15 protein-coding genes are annotated in these 15,374 nt (G+C 74.3%); 7 read left to right on the top strand and 8 right to left on the bottom strand.

The genetic code is table 11. From position 1 onward, the window contains the following. The first annotated feature begins 99 nt into the window (after positions 1 to 99). Genes RDV89_RS09030 through RDV89_RS09040 form a run of 3 tightly spaced genes read left to right on the top strand, consistent with a single transcriptional unit; the run spans position 100 to position 2,715 of the window. A complete protein-coding gene (locus tag RDV89_RS09030; protein WP_315732646.1) occupies positions 100 to 894 on the top strand; it encodes a MerR family transcriptional regulator in 795 nt (264 codons plus the stop codon). A 40-nt stretch (positions 895 to 934) separates the two neighbouring features. Further along, positions 935 to 1,723, top strand: coding sequence for a glycerophosphodiester phosphodiesterase (locus tag RDV89_RS09035; RefSeq protein ID WP_315732647.1), 789 nt, complete (start codon positions 935 to 937; stop codon positions 1,721 to 1,723). 47 nt (positions 1,724 to 1,770) lie between these two features. Continuing rightward, a complete protein-coding gene (locus RDV89_RS09040; RefSeq protein WP_315732648.1) occupies positions 1,771 to 2,715 on the top strand; it encodes a DUF5926 family protein in 945 nt (314 codons plus the stop codon). A 266-nt stretch (positions 2,716 to 2,981) separates the two neighbouring features. On the opposite strand, the gene RDV89_RS09045 is transcribed toward RDV89_RS09040, so the two are convergent. The 7 genes from RDV89_RS09045 to RDV89_RS09075 form a co-directional block, all read right to left on the bottom strand. Continuing rightward, positions 2,982 to 3,557 (bottom strand): TerD family protein, encoded by a 576-nt coding sequence (locus RDV89_RS09045; protein ID WP_315732649.1) that lies wholly within the window; start codon positions 3,555 to 3,557, stop codon positions 2,982 to 2,984. A 106-nt stretch (positions 3,558 to 3,663) separates the two neighbouring features. Next, positions 3,664 to 4,425: an AIM24 family protein gene (locus RDV89_RS09050; RefSeq protein WP_315732650.1), complete on the bottom strand. Its 762-nt coding sequence runs from the start codon at positions 4,423 to 4,425 to the stop codon at positions 3,664 to 3,666. Next, positions 4,425 to 5,066 carry an AIM24 family protein gene (locus RDV89_RS09055; protein WP_315732652.1) on the bottom strand — a complete coding sequence of 214 codons (642 nt, stop codon included), beginning with the start codon at positions 5,064 to 5,066 and terminating at the stop codon, positions 4,425 to 4,427. The genes RDV89_RS09050 and RDV89_RS09055 overlap by 1 nt, the downstream gene beginning before the upstream one ends. A gap of 10 nt (positions 5,067 to 5,076) precedes the next feature. Continuing rightward, the gene (locus RDV89_RS09060) at positions 5,077 to 5,694 is read right to left on the bottom strand and encodes an AIM24 family protein (RefSeq protein WP_315732653.1); all 618 of its coding nucleotides are present in this window, start codon (positions 5,692 to 5,694) and stop codon (positions 5,077 to 5,079) included. Between the two features lie 170 nt (positions 5,695 to 5,864). Next, on the bottom strand, positions 5,865 to 7,145 hold the full coding sequence (locus RDV89_RS09065; protein ID WP_315732654.1) for an adenylate/guanylate cyclase domain-containing protein: 1,281 nt from the start codon (positions 7,143 to 7,145) through the stop codon (positions 5,865 to 5,867). After that, a complete protein-coding gene (locus RDV89_RS09070) occupies positions 7,142 to 7,510 on the bottom strand; it encodes a Crp/Fnr family transcriptional regulator (protein WP_315732656.1) in 369 nt (122 codons plus the stop codon). The genes RDV89_RS09065 and RDV89_RS09070 overlap by 4 nt, the downstream gene beginning before the upstream one ends. Before the next feature lie 110 nt (positions 7,511 to 7,620). Beyond that, positions 7,621 to 9,174 (bottom strand): PucR family transcriptional regulator ligand-binding domain-containing protein, encoded by a 1,554-nt coding sequence (locus tag RDV89_RS09075; protein ID WP_315732657.1) that lies wholly within the window; start codon positions 9,172 to 9,174, stop codon positions 7,621 to 7,623. A gap of 186 nt (positions 9,175 to 9,360) precedes the next feature. Here RDV89_RS09075 and RDV89_RS09080 point away from each other — a divergent pair, with 186 nt between their 5' ends. Together RDV89_RS09080 and codB are read left to right on the top strand one after the other, a co-directional pair. Then, on the top strand, positions 9,361 to 9,816 hold the full coding sequence (locus RDV89_RS09080; protein ID WP_315732658.1) for a nucleoside deaminase: 456 nt from the start codon (positions 9,361 to 9,363) through the stop codon (positions 9,814 to 9,816). Beyond that, on the top strand, positions 9,813 to 11,144 hold the full coding sequence (gene codB, locus RDV89_RS09085; RefSeq protein ID WP_315732659.1) for a cytosine permease: 1,332 nt from the start codon (positions 9,813 to 9,815) through the stop codon (positions 11,142 to 11,144). Before RDV89_RS09080 ends, codB begins: the two co-directional genes overlap by 4 nt. A gap of 22 nt (positions 11,145 to 11,166) precedes the next feature. Here the strand turns inward: codB and RDV89_RS09090 are convergent, their stop codons facing one another. Then, positions 11,167 to 12,399, bottom strand: coding sequence for an arginine deiminase (locus RDV89_RS09090; RefSeq protein WP_315732660.1), 1,233 nt, complete (start codon positions 12,397 to 12,399; stop codon positions 11,167 to 11,169). 136 nt (positions 12,400 to 12,535) lie between these two features. Between RDV89_RS09090 and RDV89_RS09095 the strand changes: the two genes are divergently transcribed. Both RDV89_RS09095 and RDV89_RS09100 read left to right on the top strand, forming a co-directional pair. Further along, positions 12,536 to 13,000, top strand: coding sequence for a hypothetical protein (locus RDV89_RS09095; protein ID WP_315732661.1), 465 nt, complete (start codon positions 12,536 to 12,538; stop codon positions 12,998 to 13,000). Beyond that, the gene (locus RDV89_RS09100) at positions 13,000 to 15,366 is read left to right on the top strand and encodes a hypothetical protein (protein WP_315732662.1); all 2,367 of its coding nucleotides are present in this window, start codon (positions 13,000 to 13,002) and stop codon (positions 15,364 to 15,366) included. Before RDV89_RS09095 ends, RDV89_RS09100 begins: the two co-directional genes overlap by 1 nt. Positions 15,367 to 15,374 lie beyond the last annotated feature (8 nt).

Consider the following 15,374-nt stretch of genomic DNA (forward strand, 5'->3'; position numbering starts at 1 on the left):
CCGGATCCGCGGCGCAACCCGCAACTCGACGGAGCAGGGGGGGGCACGGGCGTGCGGGACACTGACCGGGTGGACGTCGTGAGCCGGGCGGGCTGAGCGGTGCGGTCGAAGGAGGTCGCGGCGCTCGCGGGCGTGTCGGTGCGCACGCTGCGGCACTACCACCAGCTCGGTGTCCTGCCGGAGCCGGAGCGGGCGTCGAACGGCTACCGCGACTACGGCCTCGAGCACGTCGCCCGGCTGCTGCGGGTGCGGCGGCTGGCGGAGCTCGGCGTACCGCTCGAGCGCGTCCACCGCTACCTCGACGACCCGGCCGACGGACGGGCCGACCACGACGACGCGGCCGCGCTGCTCGACGACCTCGACCGCGAGCTGGCGGAGCAGATCGCGCGGCTCGAGGCGCAGCGCGAGCGAGTCCGGCGGCTGCGCGAGGCGCGGGCGCGACCCGAGGTGCCCGCCGGCCTGCAGGAGCTGATGGACGTGGTCGGCGTCGGCGCCCTGGGGGCCGGCGTCGCGGGCCTCGCCGGGATGGTCGCGGTCGAGCGGGACGCGGGGCTGCTCGTCGCGCGGCTCGCGGAGGGCCCGGACGGCGAGGCCGACCTGGCGGGGTACGCCGACGGCGCGCTGCGCATGGACCGCGAGCGGCTGGCGGCGGTCACGGCCCGGTTCGCCGAGCTCCCCGAGGCGGCGACCGACGCGCCGGAGGCGGTCGCCGCCCTGGCCGCGGAGCTGGCCGACCTGGCCCGTCCGCTGCTCGAGGGGCTCACGACGGGGGCGCTGGGGGAGCGGATCGCGGCGCTGCGGGAGGACGAGGTGCCGGACGTCGCCGACGACCCGCGGCTGACGGGCGCCCAGGCGGCCGTGCTGGTCGAGGTGGGCCGCCTCCTCGGCGCGTGACTCCTGCGACCGCGACGCCGATGTGGGAAGAATGGTCCGCATGAGGCCGGAGGTCGTCGCCCACCGCGGAGCCAGCGAGGACATCGCCGAGCACACGCTGGCGGCGTACCTCGACGCCCTCGACTCGGGCGCCGACGGCCTCGAGTGCGACGTGCGGCTCACCGCCGACGGCCACCTGGTCTGCGTGCACGACCGCGACCTGCGCCGGATCGCACCCGAGCGCCGCCACCAGGTCATCTCGACGATGGAGCTCGCGGACCTGCACGACCTCGACGTCGCGTCGTGGAAGCGGCCGTGGGCCGAGCTGGACGACGAGGCCCCCGTGGTCGACGAGTCCCTCCACGGGGTGCTGACCCTGCGCAAGCTGCTCGAGGTCGCCGCCGACCACCCGCGCCGGGTCGAGCTGGCGATCGAGACGAAGCACCCGACGCGCTACGGCGGCCTCGTCGAGCGACGCCTCGTGCAGCTGCTGCGCGACTTCGGCTGGGACCACGCCGAGGCGCCCGTTCGGGTGATGAGTTTCTCGCACACCGCGCTGCAGCGGGTCCGTCGCCTCGCGCCGGACCTGCGGGTCGTGCAGCTCTTCGAGCACGCGCCGATGTGGCCGGCCCTGCGCCGGATGATCGGCGAGGACTGGATCGTCGGGCCGGGGATCGGCGAGCTGACCGACCACCCCGGCCTGGCGTGGCGGCTCGCGGAGGGGCGGCACGAGGTGCACGCCTGGGTGGTCAACACCCCCGAGCAGCTGGCGCTGTGCCGCGAGATCGGGGTGAGCGCCGTGATCACCGACCGGCCGCGGGTGATCCGCGGGCTCGTCGACGCGACCTGACGCCTGCGGCGGCGGGCGCGCGGGGCGTACGCCCTAGGGTGGTCGCCATGGCGAAGCGCTCCCGCACCAAGGCCCGCGACCAGCAGACGACCCCCGGCGAGGTCGGTCCCCGGCAGCCCTGCCCCTGCGGCTCCGGCCGTCGCTACAAGGCGTGCCACGGCGACCCGAGCGGCCCCCCGCCCGTCTTCGTGCAGCGGCCGTTCGAGGGCCTCGCCTCCGAGTGCGACCTGATCGCGCTGCGCGAGCTCGTGCCCGCGGCGTCGGCGCCGCTCACGCTGGTGGGCTCCGACCGCACGGTCACCCTGGCCACGCTGCTGCCGGGCGCGGCTCCGGCGTACGTCCGCGAGGACGGCTCGATCGTGCTCGGGCTGCAGGTGCTGCACAGCTTCGGCGACCCCTCGCGCGACCTGGCCGCCGTGCTGCTCGAGGCCATCGAGCAGGCCGAGGCCGGTGAGGTGGGCACCGTCGGTCTGACGGCCGACCCGGGCGAGGGTCCGCGCCTGCAGGACCTGCTGGTCGACGGTCCGCTCGACATCACGGTCCACGACTCGTTCGGCTACTGGGCCGACCTGATCGGCGACGAGACGGGCGCCGTGGCGGCCGCGGCCGAGCAGGCCGACGCCCAGATGACGCCGAGCTCGCGCCTGACCGGCGTGGACGCGGCCTACTGGGCCGACGTCTCGACCAAGGAGCACCTGCGCTGGCCGATGCCGCACCCGGAGGACGCGCTGCTCGACGCCCTGGCCCGCCTGCACGCCGCGGGGGAGGACACCCTCGTCGAGGGTGGCCGCCTCGTCGGCATGTTCCGGGCCCACGGCCTGCTGACGCCGGTGTGGGACCTCGCCTCGGGAACGGGTGCGGACGCCCTCGAGGAGCCCGCCGCGGCGTTCGCGGCGCGGCTGGCCGAGGTGCTCGACGACGACACGCCGCTGAGCACCCAGGAGCGCTCGGTGCGGTCCGCGCTGGCCGGCCGGCAGGTCACGATTCGCTGAGCCTGGACCAGACGGATACGGTCGGGGGAAGTCACGGAACCCGCGGGCCCCGAGGAGTTGCCTCGCCGGTCCCGGGTCAGTAGATTCTTCAATGTCCGGTCGTTGCTGTATCCCCCGTCAGCAGCGGCCGGACCTTCATTTCCGGCCGGGACCGTCCGCACCGCGAGCACCGTCCACGGTTCGTCCACGGCAGAGGGCCGGCTCCCGCAGCAGCGGGAGCCGGCCCTCTCGTCGTCCGGCCCGGTGCGGGCCGTGGAGCGTGTCGCTCAGACGTTGACGCCGAAGTCGGCGGCGATGCCGCGCAGGCCCGAGGCGTAGCCCTGGCCGACGGCCTTGAACTTCCACTCGCTGCCGTTGCGGTAGACCTCGCCGAAGACCATCGCGGTCTCGACCGAGGCGTCCTCGGTGAGGTCGTAGCGCGCGATCTCCGTGCCGTTGGCCTGGTTGACCACGCGGATGAACGCGTTGCGCACCGCGCCGAAGTTCTGGTTGCGCGTGTCGGCGTCGTAGATCGAGACCGCGACGACGATCCGCTCGATCTCGGCGGGGATGGACGCGACGTTCGCCTTGATCAGCTCGTCGTCGCCCTCGCCCTCGCCGGTGAGGTTGTCGCCGGTGTGCTGGACGGAGCCGTCCGGCGAGGTGAGGTTGTTGAAGAAGATGAAGTGCTGGTCGGAGACGACCTTGCCGTTCGCGCCGAGGAGGATCGCCGAGGCGTCGAGGTCGAAGTCCCCGCCCGAGAACGTGTTGACGTCCCAGCCGAGGCCGATGTCGATGGCGGTGAGGCCGGGGGCCTCCTTCGAGAGCGAGACGTTGCCGCCCTTGCTGAGCGAGACTCCCATGGTGCGTTCCCCTTCGGTTGGTGACGTCGGTCGACGCCGTGGTGATTTCCGTCTTCCCCGTGTCTAACGGACGAGTGGTCGCCCGAGTGCCCGGGGCTGCGCCGGTCTAGCGGTTCGACTGCTGCGAGCGCGCCACGAGCCGCTGCCCGAGCTGGCCGGCGGACTGCGCGTCGAGCAGGTTGGTGTGGCTCTCGACGACCTTCATCAGCGCGCCGTCGACCCGCAGCTGCTCCGAGCTCTGCAGCAGGATCGTGCCGGCGCCGGTGAAGTCGTACTGCCGCTCCTCGCCGGACTCGCGCCCGAACATGCCCTGCACCCCGGCCATGAACGACTGCGCCATCCAGTTGTAGTCGTAGTGCTGGCTGGGCGAGGGGCAGTCGGCCCAGCCGAGCAGCGCGTCGGGGTCGGCTCGGAACGGTGGCTCCACGAAGATCACCGGCCCGTTCGACGAGGCGAGGAACTTGCCCGTGCCGACCAGGGTCACGAACCCGGGCACGATCGACTGCTTGAGCTCGAGCGAGGTCTGGAACCCGAGGAGGTTGGCCTGCTTGATCGTCAGGTTGCCCTCCTCGAGGTCGTAGGAGTTCACGTCGTGGCCGCGGTCGGCGACGACCACCTTCCCGTGCCCGCTCGCCACCACCCACTCGCTGACGTAGAGCGGCGAGGAGAAGCGCGCGGCCACCCAGCTCGCGCGGGAGGCGTACTGGCTGACGCCGGCGAAGTCGACGTTGCCGTAGTAGGCGATCATCGCGCCCTTCGACACGAACCACTCGCCCGCCAGGGCGATGGAGAACGCGTACGCGTTGACGTTGTCGTCGTCGGGCAGCGTGCTCGCGTCGAAGGTCGGGGACTGGATGCCGTCGATCATCAGAACTTCTCCTCCGAGGCCTGGACGTAGACGGTGCCGTGGCCGGACACGTGCAGCTGGAACGCCTCGCCGGAGCCGCGACCGATGAGGTCGCGCATCCCCACGGACGCCTTGAGGTCGACCTGCAGGGCGCCGGTGTGCGCGACGTACGCCTGGGGGTCGACGCCGACCTGCTCCCCGGCGAGCTGCAGCGGGAACGTGCCGCCGTGGGAGAGCAGCGCGACCGTGCCGTGGCCGCTGACCCGGGTGGTGAACAGGCCCTGCCCGGTCATCGCGCCGCGGGCCATCTGGCGCACGCCGCCCTGGCCGACCATCTCGATGCTGGTCTGCAGGTTGCCGTCGTGGGCCAGCAGCCGGTCGGCCTCGACCACGAGCGAGTCGCCGGTCAGGTCGACGACGGTGACGTAGAGGCCGCGGAAGCCGTACAGCACCGTCCCGTTGCCCTCGGCGACCATCATCCGGTTGGACTCCCCGGACATCGCGGCCCCGACCATCCCCCCGACGCCCTGGCCCTGCCCCGCGACGGGGCGGAACGCGACCTCGCCGGAGTAGCCCAGCATCGCGCCGCGGCGCGCCAGCACGGGGCTCGCCTGCGTGACGTTCACCCGCACGACCTTGGCGTTGACGACCTCGTAGCTCATCGCGTGCCCCTCACCGCTCGGCCGGCTGGATGTAGACGCGCCCGTGGCCCTCGAAGCGCAGCGAGAACGGCTCCCCGCTGCCGTCGCCGACCAGCGAGCGCCAGGTGACCCCGGAGACCAGGGACATCTGCAGGTTGCCGAGCCCCGCGACGTACGCGTCGGGGTCGACGACCAGCGGCTGCCCGGGCGCGACCTCCAACCCGATCAGCGGGCCGTCGGAGACGATCGCGAGCTGCCCGGACCCCATCACCTTCGTCGTCGCCAGGCCCTGGCCGGAGGTCATCCCCCGCAGGCCGGCGAACTGGACGTCGAGCTGCAGGTCGGGCGTGACCGCGAGGATGTGCTCGGACTCGACCGTCACCGTGTCGTTCTGCACGTGGATCACGGTGACGTCCTGCGCCTGGTAGGCGAGGTGCACGCGACCGTGCCCGGAGCACTCCATCAGCGAGATCGACTCGCCCGCGACGCGCTGGCGGATCGCGGCCCGGAAGCCGCCGCCACCGCCCATGCCGGCGCTCTTGAACTCGACCTGGCCCTGGTAGGCGACCATCGAGCCCGACATGGCCCGCACGGTCGTGCCCTGCAGGTCGGCCAGCAGCACCCGCTTCTCGGCCCTGAGCTGCGCCATCCGCCCCTCCTCCTCGCGTGCCCGTCGCACGTCTGCCGGCCCCTCTATGCCACCCGGGCGCCGGAGTTATGCACGGGCGCCCCAAGTCGGGCCGATCGGAGCCTAGGGGAGCGCGTCGGCCCTGCCCAGGGGTGCGCGGGACGGGTCTGCGGATGCGGGTCCGGGGCGGTCTACGCGCGCCGCAGGACCCGGCCCCGCAGGCCCGGGTAGCCCTTCACGTTGGCCCGCCGGATGCGCCGGAAGCGGTAGGGCAGGTGCTCCGGCGACTCCTCGCCGGTCAGCATCGACAGCGCCTCGCGCGCCCGCTGGTACGCCTCGTCCGTGAGGTCGTCGGCGAACCGGCGCAGGTCGTCGCGCAGGTGTCCGGCGGGCCCGCCGTCCTGCGCCTCCTCGTCGAGTCCGTCCTCGTCCTGGTGGTCGTCCTCGGCCTCGTCGGGGTCCTCGTCCTCCGGCGGGGTGGCCAGGCCGACCAGCACGTTCTGCAGGCCCTGGTCGACGACGACCGTGCCCGGCCGGGCGATCGAGGTGAGGCGGGCGGCGACGTTGACGGTGGCGCCGTAGACGTCGCCGAGGCGGGTGACCACCCCGCCGTACGCCACCCCGGCCCGCACGGCGGGGAACGGGTCGTCGGGGTCGCTGCCGCGGTCGGTGAGGACCAGGGCGATCTCGGCGGCCTGCACGGGATCGTCGGTGACGTAGAGGATCTCGTCGCCGATCGTCTTGATCACGCGGGCGCCGCGGTCGACGACGACGGTCGTCGCCGCGTCCTCGAACTCCTCGACCCAGGCGACCAGCTCGGCCTCCGTCAGCTGGCGGCTGCGGGAGGTGTAGCCGACGATGTCGACGAAGCCCACCGCGAGCGGCACGGGCCCCTCGCCGGGGCGGGCGCCGGCCGGGTCGGCCACCGTCGGGGTGAGCATGCGGTTCGCGGCGCTGACGAGGTGGCGGCGCCACACGTAGCTCTGCAGGACCTCGAGGCGCGGCAGGATCTCCTCGGTCAGCTCGACGACGCGTGCGCCGGGCTCCTCGGAGTCGAGCGCCAGCCGGGCGAGCAGGTCGACCTGCCACTCGGCGAGCCGCGCGAAGCTGCGGCCCCAGGTGCGCACCAGCGCGGCCTGCGACTCGGCGTCGAGGATGCCCAGCATCACCAGGTCGCGCGCGAGCGACAAGGCCTCGACGTCGGCCTCGGTGAACGCCACGTCGTCCTCGTCGTGGTGGGCGAAGCCCAGTCGGTGCCACAGCTCCTCGGCCAGGGTGAACGGCACGCCGACGCGGTCGGCGACCTGCCGCCGGGTCAGGCTCGGCTCCCCGCCGAGCAGGCCGACCTCGACCGAGCGCACGACCGCGCGGGCCCCGTCGCCGTCGATCGCGAGCCGCTCGGGGGCGAGCGGGACGTCGCCGGGGCCCTCGGCCCCGCCGGCGCCCTCCGCTCCGCCGGGCGCTGCGGTCACTCGGTGCCGACGCGCGAGGCCGCGGCCTCGCGGACCGCCTCGCCGAAGGCGGGCACGCGCGCGCTGAGGTCGGTGATCGCCTCGGGGGTCAGGTGGACGACCTTGAGCCGCGTCAACGCCACGATCGTCGCGGTGCGCAGCGTGTGGTTGACGATCGCCATCTCGCCCATGATGTCGCCGGGCCCGAGCGTCGCGATCTCGCGGCCGTCGCGCCGCACCGACACCTCGCCCTCGAGGATCACGTACGCCTTGTCGGCGCCCGTGCGCTCGTTGATCGGCGACCAGCCGGCCGGCAGCGGCAGCAGCGTGCCGGCCGCCTTCACGGTCGCGATCTCGGCGGGCGTGAGGGAGTCGAAGACAGGCATGCGGTCCACCTTCCGGGGTCGCCGGCGACGACCGTCGACGCCGGTTTGGATCCTCCCCGCCGTGATCCTCGCGGCTGGGCCCGCACGTGTCCAGCAGCTCGGGCAGCGGGTCAGAACGACGCCTGGGGGTCCAGACCGGTGCGCAACCGCCACGCCGTCAGCGCCACCGTGAGCCCGGCGCGGTGCTCGGGGTCGTCGAGGTCGACACCCAGCAGCCGCTCGACGCGCCGCAGCCGGCCGTAGAGCGACTGGCGGCGGATGCCGAGCGCGTGGGCCGTGGCGGCCTTGCCGAGACCGGCGGAGAAGTACGCGTCGAGCGTGCGCAGCAGGGCCGACCCGTGCGCGCGGTCCTCGTCGACGAGGGGGCCGAGCTGCTCGGCGACGAACACGGCGAGAGCGGCGGGGTCGACGGTCGCGGTCAGCAGCCGCTGCACGCCCACGTCGCGCGGCAGCACGACGCCGTGGACACGGCCGTAGCGCCGCGCCAGCGCGGCCAGGTCGCGCGCCTCCCGCAGGCGGTCCGAGAGCCGCGTCAGGTCGGCGTCCGGCGGGGTCACCGCGAGCAGCACGCCGGGGGCCGCGGGCAGCCGCTGCGCCAGCTGGTCGGCGACCACGCCGAGGTGGCGCCGCACGCTCCCCGCGTCCCAGGAGGCGGGCGTACGCCCCACGGTGACCACGTGCGTGCCGACGATGCCGGCCACGGCCGCGATCCCGGCCGCGCCGGCGGGGCCGTCGCCGGACCGGCCGGGGCCGAGCTGGTCGCGCAGCGCGGCCAGCAGGTCGGCGGGCGCGACGCGGGGGCCGGCGTCGAGCGCGGTGGTGACCAGCTCGTCGGCGCCCGGGGCGAGCCCCGCGTGGGCCAGGCGCGCGGCGACGTCGCCGGCGGCGAGGAGCACCCCGGCGTGCAGGTCGGTCACGGCCGCCTGCTCGGCCGAGGAGTGCCGCCCGACGTCCGGGTGGCGGGCCAGCTCGAGCGCGACCGCGACCGCCGCCTGGTCGGCCACCCGTCGGGTCAGCGGCCCCTCGGCGCCGTGCAGGACCAGCGCGCCGCGGGCGCCGTCGCGGCCCCCGACCCTCGCCCGCGTCCGCTCCGTCGGCTCCGCGACCGTGCGGATCCGGCTGCTCTCGACCAGGCGGTCGTCGAGGTCGACCAGGTCGGCGCGGCAGCCGGCGGCGCGCGCCACCTCGTCCAGCAGGGGCCGCAGGCCGGCGCCGTCGAGCACGAGGTCGAGGAAGCGCAGCGGGACCGCGTCCGCCGCGCCGTCCTCGCCCCGGCGCCGCACCACCAGCTCGTGGAAGTCCTCGACGTGCCGCTCGAAGGGCACCACCGCGTCGAAGGTCATCAGGACGAGCCCCCGCCGGGCGGCGCGGTCGACGAGCGCGTCGGGCACGGACAGGAACGACCGCCCGAGCTCCAGCCCCAGGGCGACGCAGCCGGCGTCGGCGAGCTCGTCGACGTAGCGGCCCAGCTGCGCGTCGGTGCGCCCGTGCAGGCCGAGACCGGTGGTCAGCAGCACCTCGCCGCCCTCCAGGAGCGCGCCCATCTCGTAGACCTCGGAGGAGTGCACCCAGCGCACGCCCGTGCCCTCGACCCGGCCCGCCAGCACCCGGGGCTCGGCGGCCCGGAACGAGGGCAGGTCGAGCACGTCGGCGAGCGGGATCACGAGGCGCCTCCGGAGGGCGTGCGGGTGACGGGCAGGAGCGGGCGATCAGGGGACGGAACGTCAGGCAGGACGGGTGGCGAACGGGACGGATCGTCCCTGGGCGGTCGCGGCCCATCGGACCATCATGTGGGGCACGTCACAAGCCCCGTCGTGGCGGCGGGGCCCACGGAGCGAGAGGTGCACGACATGGACGAGCACGAGCAGAGGTTCCTGGACCTGGCCGTCGAGCAGGCCCGCACGGGCTGGGACGAGGGCGGGGTGCCGATCGGCGCCGCGCTCGTGCACGACGGCGAGGTGCTGGCGGTCGGCCGCAACCGCCGGGTGCAGCTCGGCAGCGCGATCCGGCACGGCGAGACCGACTGCCTGGAGAACGCGGGCCGGCAGCCGGCGCGGGTCTACCGCGAGAGCGTCCTCTACACGACCCTCTCGCCCTGCTACATGTGCGCCGGGACGGTCGTGCTGTACGGGATCCCGCGCGTCGTGGTCGGCGAGAACCGCAGCTTCCAGGCCTCCGAGGACTGGCTGCGCTCCCACGGCGTGAAGATCGACGTCGTCGACGACGCGGAGTGCCGCCGGCTGATGGAGCGGATGATGGCGGAGCGGCCCGAGGTGTGGGCCGAGGACATCGGCGAGGAGTCGTGAGCTCCGACGAGGCCCTGCGCGGGGCGGGGACGCAGGCGGCGGGGTCCCCAGCGGCCGGGCAGCCGGGCGTACCGGTCGTCGACCCCGACTACCCGGTCACGCCGGTGCCGCCGCACGCGCGCAAGTCGCTGTTCTCGCTCGCGGTCGTGCTGCTCGGCTTCACGGTCTTCACCCCGACGATGCTCGCGGGCGCCGAGCTCGGCAACGCGTTCCCGCTCGCCGACCTGCTGTGGGTGATCCTGCTCGGCTCGCTCATCCTCGGGGCCTACGTCGCCGTCCTCGGCTGGATCGGCGCCCGCACGGGGCTCACCACCGTCGTGATGGCCCGCTACACCCTCGGCACGTCGGGCTCGCGGCTCGCCTCGGTGCTGCTCGGCGGCACCCAGATCGGCTGGTACGGCGTCATCATCGGCACCATCGGCGAGCTCACCGCCCAGGCCGCCGGGTGGGAGTCGTACGCCGCGAAGGCGGCCGTCATGGTGCTCGCCAGCGCCGTGATGTGCCTGACCGCCTGCTACGGCTACCGCGGGATGTACTGGGTCTCGCTCGTCTCGACCCCGCTCATCCTGATCCTGGCCGTGTGGGTGCTGCAGCGCTCGCTCGACGAGGTCGGCGGCTGGGCCGGCCTCGACCGCCTCGAGCCCGACGGCTCGATGGCGACCGCCGTCGCGGTCACCACCGTGGTCGGGACGTTCGTCTCCGCGGGCACCCAGACGCCGAACTGGACCCGCTTCGCCCGCTTCGGCTGGCACGCCGTCGTGGCCTGCTGCGTCGGCTTCCTCATCGGCAACGGGCTGATGATCTTCTTCGGCGCCGTCGGCGCCATGACGTTCGGCGAGGGCGACTTCGTGCTCGTGCTCTACCAGCTCGGGCTGGTCGGCTGGGGCCTGTTCCTGCTGTTCGGCAACCTGTGGAAGTCGAACGCCGACACCGCGTACGCCTTCGGGGTCGCCGGCGCCGCCCTGTTCGACCGGCCCAGCAAGACGCCGTTCGTCGTCGGCGGCTCGGTGATCGGCACCCTGCTCGCGCTCCTCGGCATGCACCAGCACCTCGTGGACTACCTGGTGCTGCTGGGCATCTTCGTGCCGCCGCTGGGCGGCGTGATCATCGGCGACTTCCTCGCCCGCTGGCGCCGCGGCATGCCGGAGGGGGCGCCGCTGCCGCGGGTCGACGGCCTGATGCTCGGCAGCTACGCGGTCGCCAGCGCCCTGGCCTGGGGCTCGGACCGCATCGGCGTCGGCATCCCGCCGGTGGTCGGCATCCTCGTCGCGGCAGCGCTGGCGTACGCCGTCGGTCGCGCCCGCCGCGACGCCGTCGCCGCCGTCTGAGACCCGGGGTGCTGCGCGGCCCTCAGCCCACGGGGTCGCGCAGCACCGGGCAGCTCATGCACCGCGGGCCGCCGCGGCCCGAGCCCAGCTCGGAGCCGGCGATCCGCACGACCTCGATGCCGGCCGCCTCGAGCCGGTCGTTGGTCTCGTCGTTGCGCTCGTAGGCCACGGCCACGCGCGGCGCCAGCGCCAGCGTGTTGTTGCCGTCGTCCCACTGCTCGCGCTCGGCGGTGACCGGGTCGAGGCCGGTGTCGATCTGCTGCAGGGTGTCGATGCCCATCGCCTTCGCGGCGGCCACGAGGAACGGCTCGGGCGGCGCGACCGCCAGCTCGAGCTCGGCCTCCCCGGCGCCGACGTCGCCGCGGGGGGTGACGGCGTACGCCCGGAGGCTGTCGGCGACGTTGGGGTACATCACGATCTTGTCGACGTCGACCATCGTGCACACGGTGTCGAGGTGCATGGTGGCGCGCTCCTGCGCGATCGGCACCGCGAGCACCGTGTGCGCCAGCCCCGCGTGGAAGGCCTGGCGCGCGAGGCGCTCGACGCCGGCGGGGGTGGAGCGCTCGCCGACCCCGACCGCGACCACGCCGGGGCCGAGGAGCAGCACGTCGCCGCCCTCGACGTACTCGTTGTGCCAGCCGTGGAAGCGCCGCGTGCCAGCGAACCGGGGGTGGCGGGTGTAGATCAGCTCGGTCAGCTGCGTCTCCCGGGCCCGCGCCGGCATGGCGAGGCTGGTGACGGCGACCCGGTCGCGCACCCACACGCTGGAGTCGCGCGTGAACAGCAGGTTGGGCAGCGGGTCGACGAGGAAGTCGTCGGGCGCGAGCAGCGAGGTGACCAGGCCGTGGCCGCCGCGCACCTCGTCGTTGCGGATGCCTGCGGTGAGCACCTCGGTGAGCTCGGCCGGGGAGGCGTCCGCGAGCGCGTGGCCGAGGTACGCCCGCAGCGTGTCGCCCAGGTGCAGCCCCGTGAGCGCCGAGGTGATGGCGTGTCCCCGGGCCTGCGGGTCCTCGAGGGTCTTGGTGAGCAGCTCGGTCAGGTAGAGCACCTCGACGTCGCGCTCGCGCAGCGCCGCGGCGAAGGCGTCGTGCTCCTCCTGCGCGCGGCTGACCCACGGGATCCCGTCGAAGAGCAGCTTGTCGTTGTTGCGCGGGGTGAGGCGCTTCAGCTCGGGGCCGGGGCGGTGCAGCATCACCGTCCGCAGCCGGCCGACCTCGGAGTCCGCGCCGTGGACCGGGCGCACGTCGTCGCTCATGGGGCCAGGGTAGGACGCAGGTCTCACCTCGTCGCGGAGCCGGATGCGGCGAATCGGGTACGCCCGCGACCCGCGGACCTTACTGTTCGCTGACCGCAGGCCCCACCCGGCGCCGCAGCGAGCCTGGGAGGGACCGATGGACCGACGTGCTGCCGTCGTCGGCGCGCTGTGCGGGCTGGCCGGCACGGCCCTGGTGGTCCAGACCTTCCTGCCGTGGGCCTCGAGCGGTTCGCTGTCGCGGACCCCGCCCGTCGAGGTCGTCGCGCTGGCCCTCGACGGCACGCTGAGCGTCGTCGGCGCCGGCGACGTCGTCGTCCTGCTGGCGGTGCCGGTGCTCGGGGCCCTGCTGCTGGCCACCGCGGCCGTGCGCCTGCGACCGGTACGCCTCCTGCGCGCGCTCGCCGGCGCCGTCGCGGTCGCGCTGGTCGCCGTGCTGCTCGTGCGCCTCGCCGGTCTCGACCCCACCCGTCTCGACGCCGCCCGACCGGGCCTCGGTGCCGCCGTCGGCGGCCTCGCCGCCCTCCTCGTCCTCGTCGGCGTCGCCCTCGACGCCTCCCCCGGACGCACCGCCCGCACCGCCCGCACCGTCCAGGAGTCCTGATGAGCCACGTCGCCGCCCCGCCGCCGCTGCCCGCGCTCCCCCCGCGCCCGGGCGCCCCGCTCGGCGAGGAGCCGACCGCGTCGCGCCGCGGCTGGATCACCGTCGTGCTCAGCGCGCTCGCCGTCCTGCTGGTCGGCGGCGTGCTCGTCGCGGTCGCCGGCTTCGGGGCGGGCTCGAGCTCGCCCGAGGAGGCGGTCGAGGACTTCCTGAACGGCATCGCCGCCGAGGACGGCGCGGCCACCCTCGCCGCGACGAGCCCCGGCGAGGTCCGGGGCGCCGTCGCCTTCGAGGAGGCGATGGAGACCCGGCTCGCGGCGTTCGGTGCCGAGGTCACCGACGTCGGGAGCATCGGTCTCGAGTACGAGATCGAGGGCCTCGAGCTGTCCAGCGAGGCGGTCGGCACCGACGTCAGCCGCGTGACGGTGACCGCCGGGACGCTGCGGATCTCGACCGAGGACGGCAGCCCGATCTCGGAGGTGCTCACGGAGACCTTCTTCGGGGCGATCGCCTACTCCGGCGCCTACTCCGGTGGCGGGGACGCCGTGGTGTACGACTCCGAGGACGAGTACGGCTGGTACGCCTACAGCGACGAGGACCTGCCCGCCGACGTGCAGTCGACCGAGGTCGAGGACGTCGATCCGGACTGGGTGACCGGGTGGGACGACAGCGGCAACGTGCTGGACGAGGAGTCCACCTCGTTCGACATCGACCTCGCCGACGTGCTCGGCAGCGCGGTCGGCCTGTTCAGCTACGACGTCGACGACGAGGGCAACCCGATCGCGTCGCCCGGCGTCGACACCACCTTCGTGGTCGTCCGCCAGGACGGCGACTGGTACGTCAGCCTGCTCGGCACGGTCGCGGACCTCGCCACGACCCTCTCGGAGGGTCCCGAGCCCGACTTCGCCGCGCTCGACGCGGCCGTACGGGCCGCCTCGTCCGGCGACCGCACCGTGGGCGAGAGCCCCGAGGAGGCCGTGCGCCTGCTCGTCGACGGCGCCGGCTCCGGTGACGTGACGGCCCTGCTCGACGCGCTGCCGATCGACCTGGTCGGCGGCCTCTACCCCTTCGCGGAGGTGCTGCAGGAGCTCTACGACGACGGTGGCGTCAACCTCGCGGTGACCGAGCTCGAGACCACCGACGAGGGCGGGTCCGGCGACGTGCGGCACGTCCGGGTCGACCGGCTCGTCCTCGAGGGCACGGTCGGTGGCGAGGACGGCTCGTTCGAGCTCGACGGCTCGTGCATCACCTCCCAGGGCGTCGAGGAGTGCCTGCCCGCCGAGCTGGTCGAGGCCACGGGCATCGACGGGCTCGTGCTGACGGTCGTGGCCGTCGAGGGCGGCTACCAGGTCGACCCGGTCGCGACGGTCTACGACAACCTGACCACCGCGCTGGCCGCGGTGCCGGACGCGTACCTCGTCGACTTCCTCGGCGTGGCCGAGCACGGCGAGCGCGAGACGGTCGGCGTCGGCGAGCACACGGTGACGCCCGACGCCGCCGGCAACGTGCTGCTCGAGGTCGAGGCGGGCGAGGGCCAGGTGGTCTCGGTGGCCGTCCCCGCGGGCGTCGAGGTCGACGACATCTCGTTCTACGCCCCGGGCGAGCGCTTCCCCGACTGGAGCGCGGCGGTCTACGGCACGTGGGAGCCCGAGCGGGGCGAGCACCCGGCCGTCGGCGCCGCGCGCGTCACCGCGGCCGGCGCGCAGCTGGTGCAGCTGGTGGTGCCCGCGGGCGAGCCGGTGCAGGTCGTCGTGAACGTCGACGACGCGTCCGCGCTCCCACTCGTCGCCGACGGTGAGGAGGTCGCGCTGCAGCACGGCACCTACGGCCTGGCTGCGTATGCCGACGCCCGGGAGGAAGGATGGAGCGCGGGGGGCGTCGACGGCGCCGGCGCTCTGACCTCCTGCGAGGACGCCGGGTGCCTGGACGTCGTCGTCGTCGCGGCTCCGGGCGTCACGGTGGACTTCGAGGCGTACGCCGACTTCGAGGACGACCTCCCGGACGACTTCTCGGAGTTCCAGTACCGCGACGACAGCGCGTACGAGCTCGACCGCGCCGAGGCGCAGATCGCCGGCGCCGGCGACGAGGGCTGGCTGGACGTCGAGCTGTCGACGGGGTCCGCCACGGCGGAGCTGACCGTCACCTCCGCCGGGTGGGTGCTCCTCGACGCGATCAACTACGACGAGGAGGCCGACATCGTCCTCACGCTGCGCGACGCGGACGGCGCCGTGATCGTCACCGGCGACGCCAACGCGGAGTACGGCGACGAGTGGGCGGACGCCGAGCTCGAGCCGGGCACGTACACGATCGAGGTCACGCTGTACGGCGACGCCACGTCCGGCGGCGAGGTCGGTCTGACGATCGTCTGACCGGCGCG

It is taken from the genome of Nocardioides imazamoxiresistens, assembly GCF_032378595.1.
Lineage (GTDB): Bacteria > Actinomycetota > Actinomycetes > Propionibacteriales > Nocardioidaceae > Nocardioides > Nocardioides imazamoxiresistens.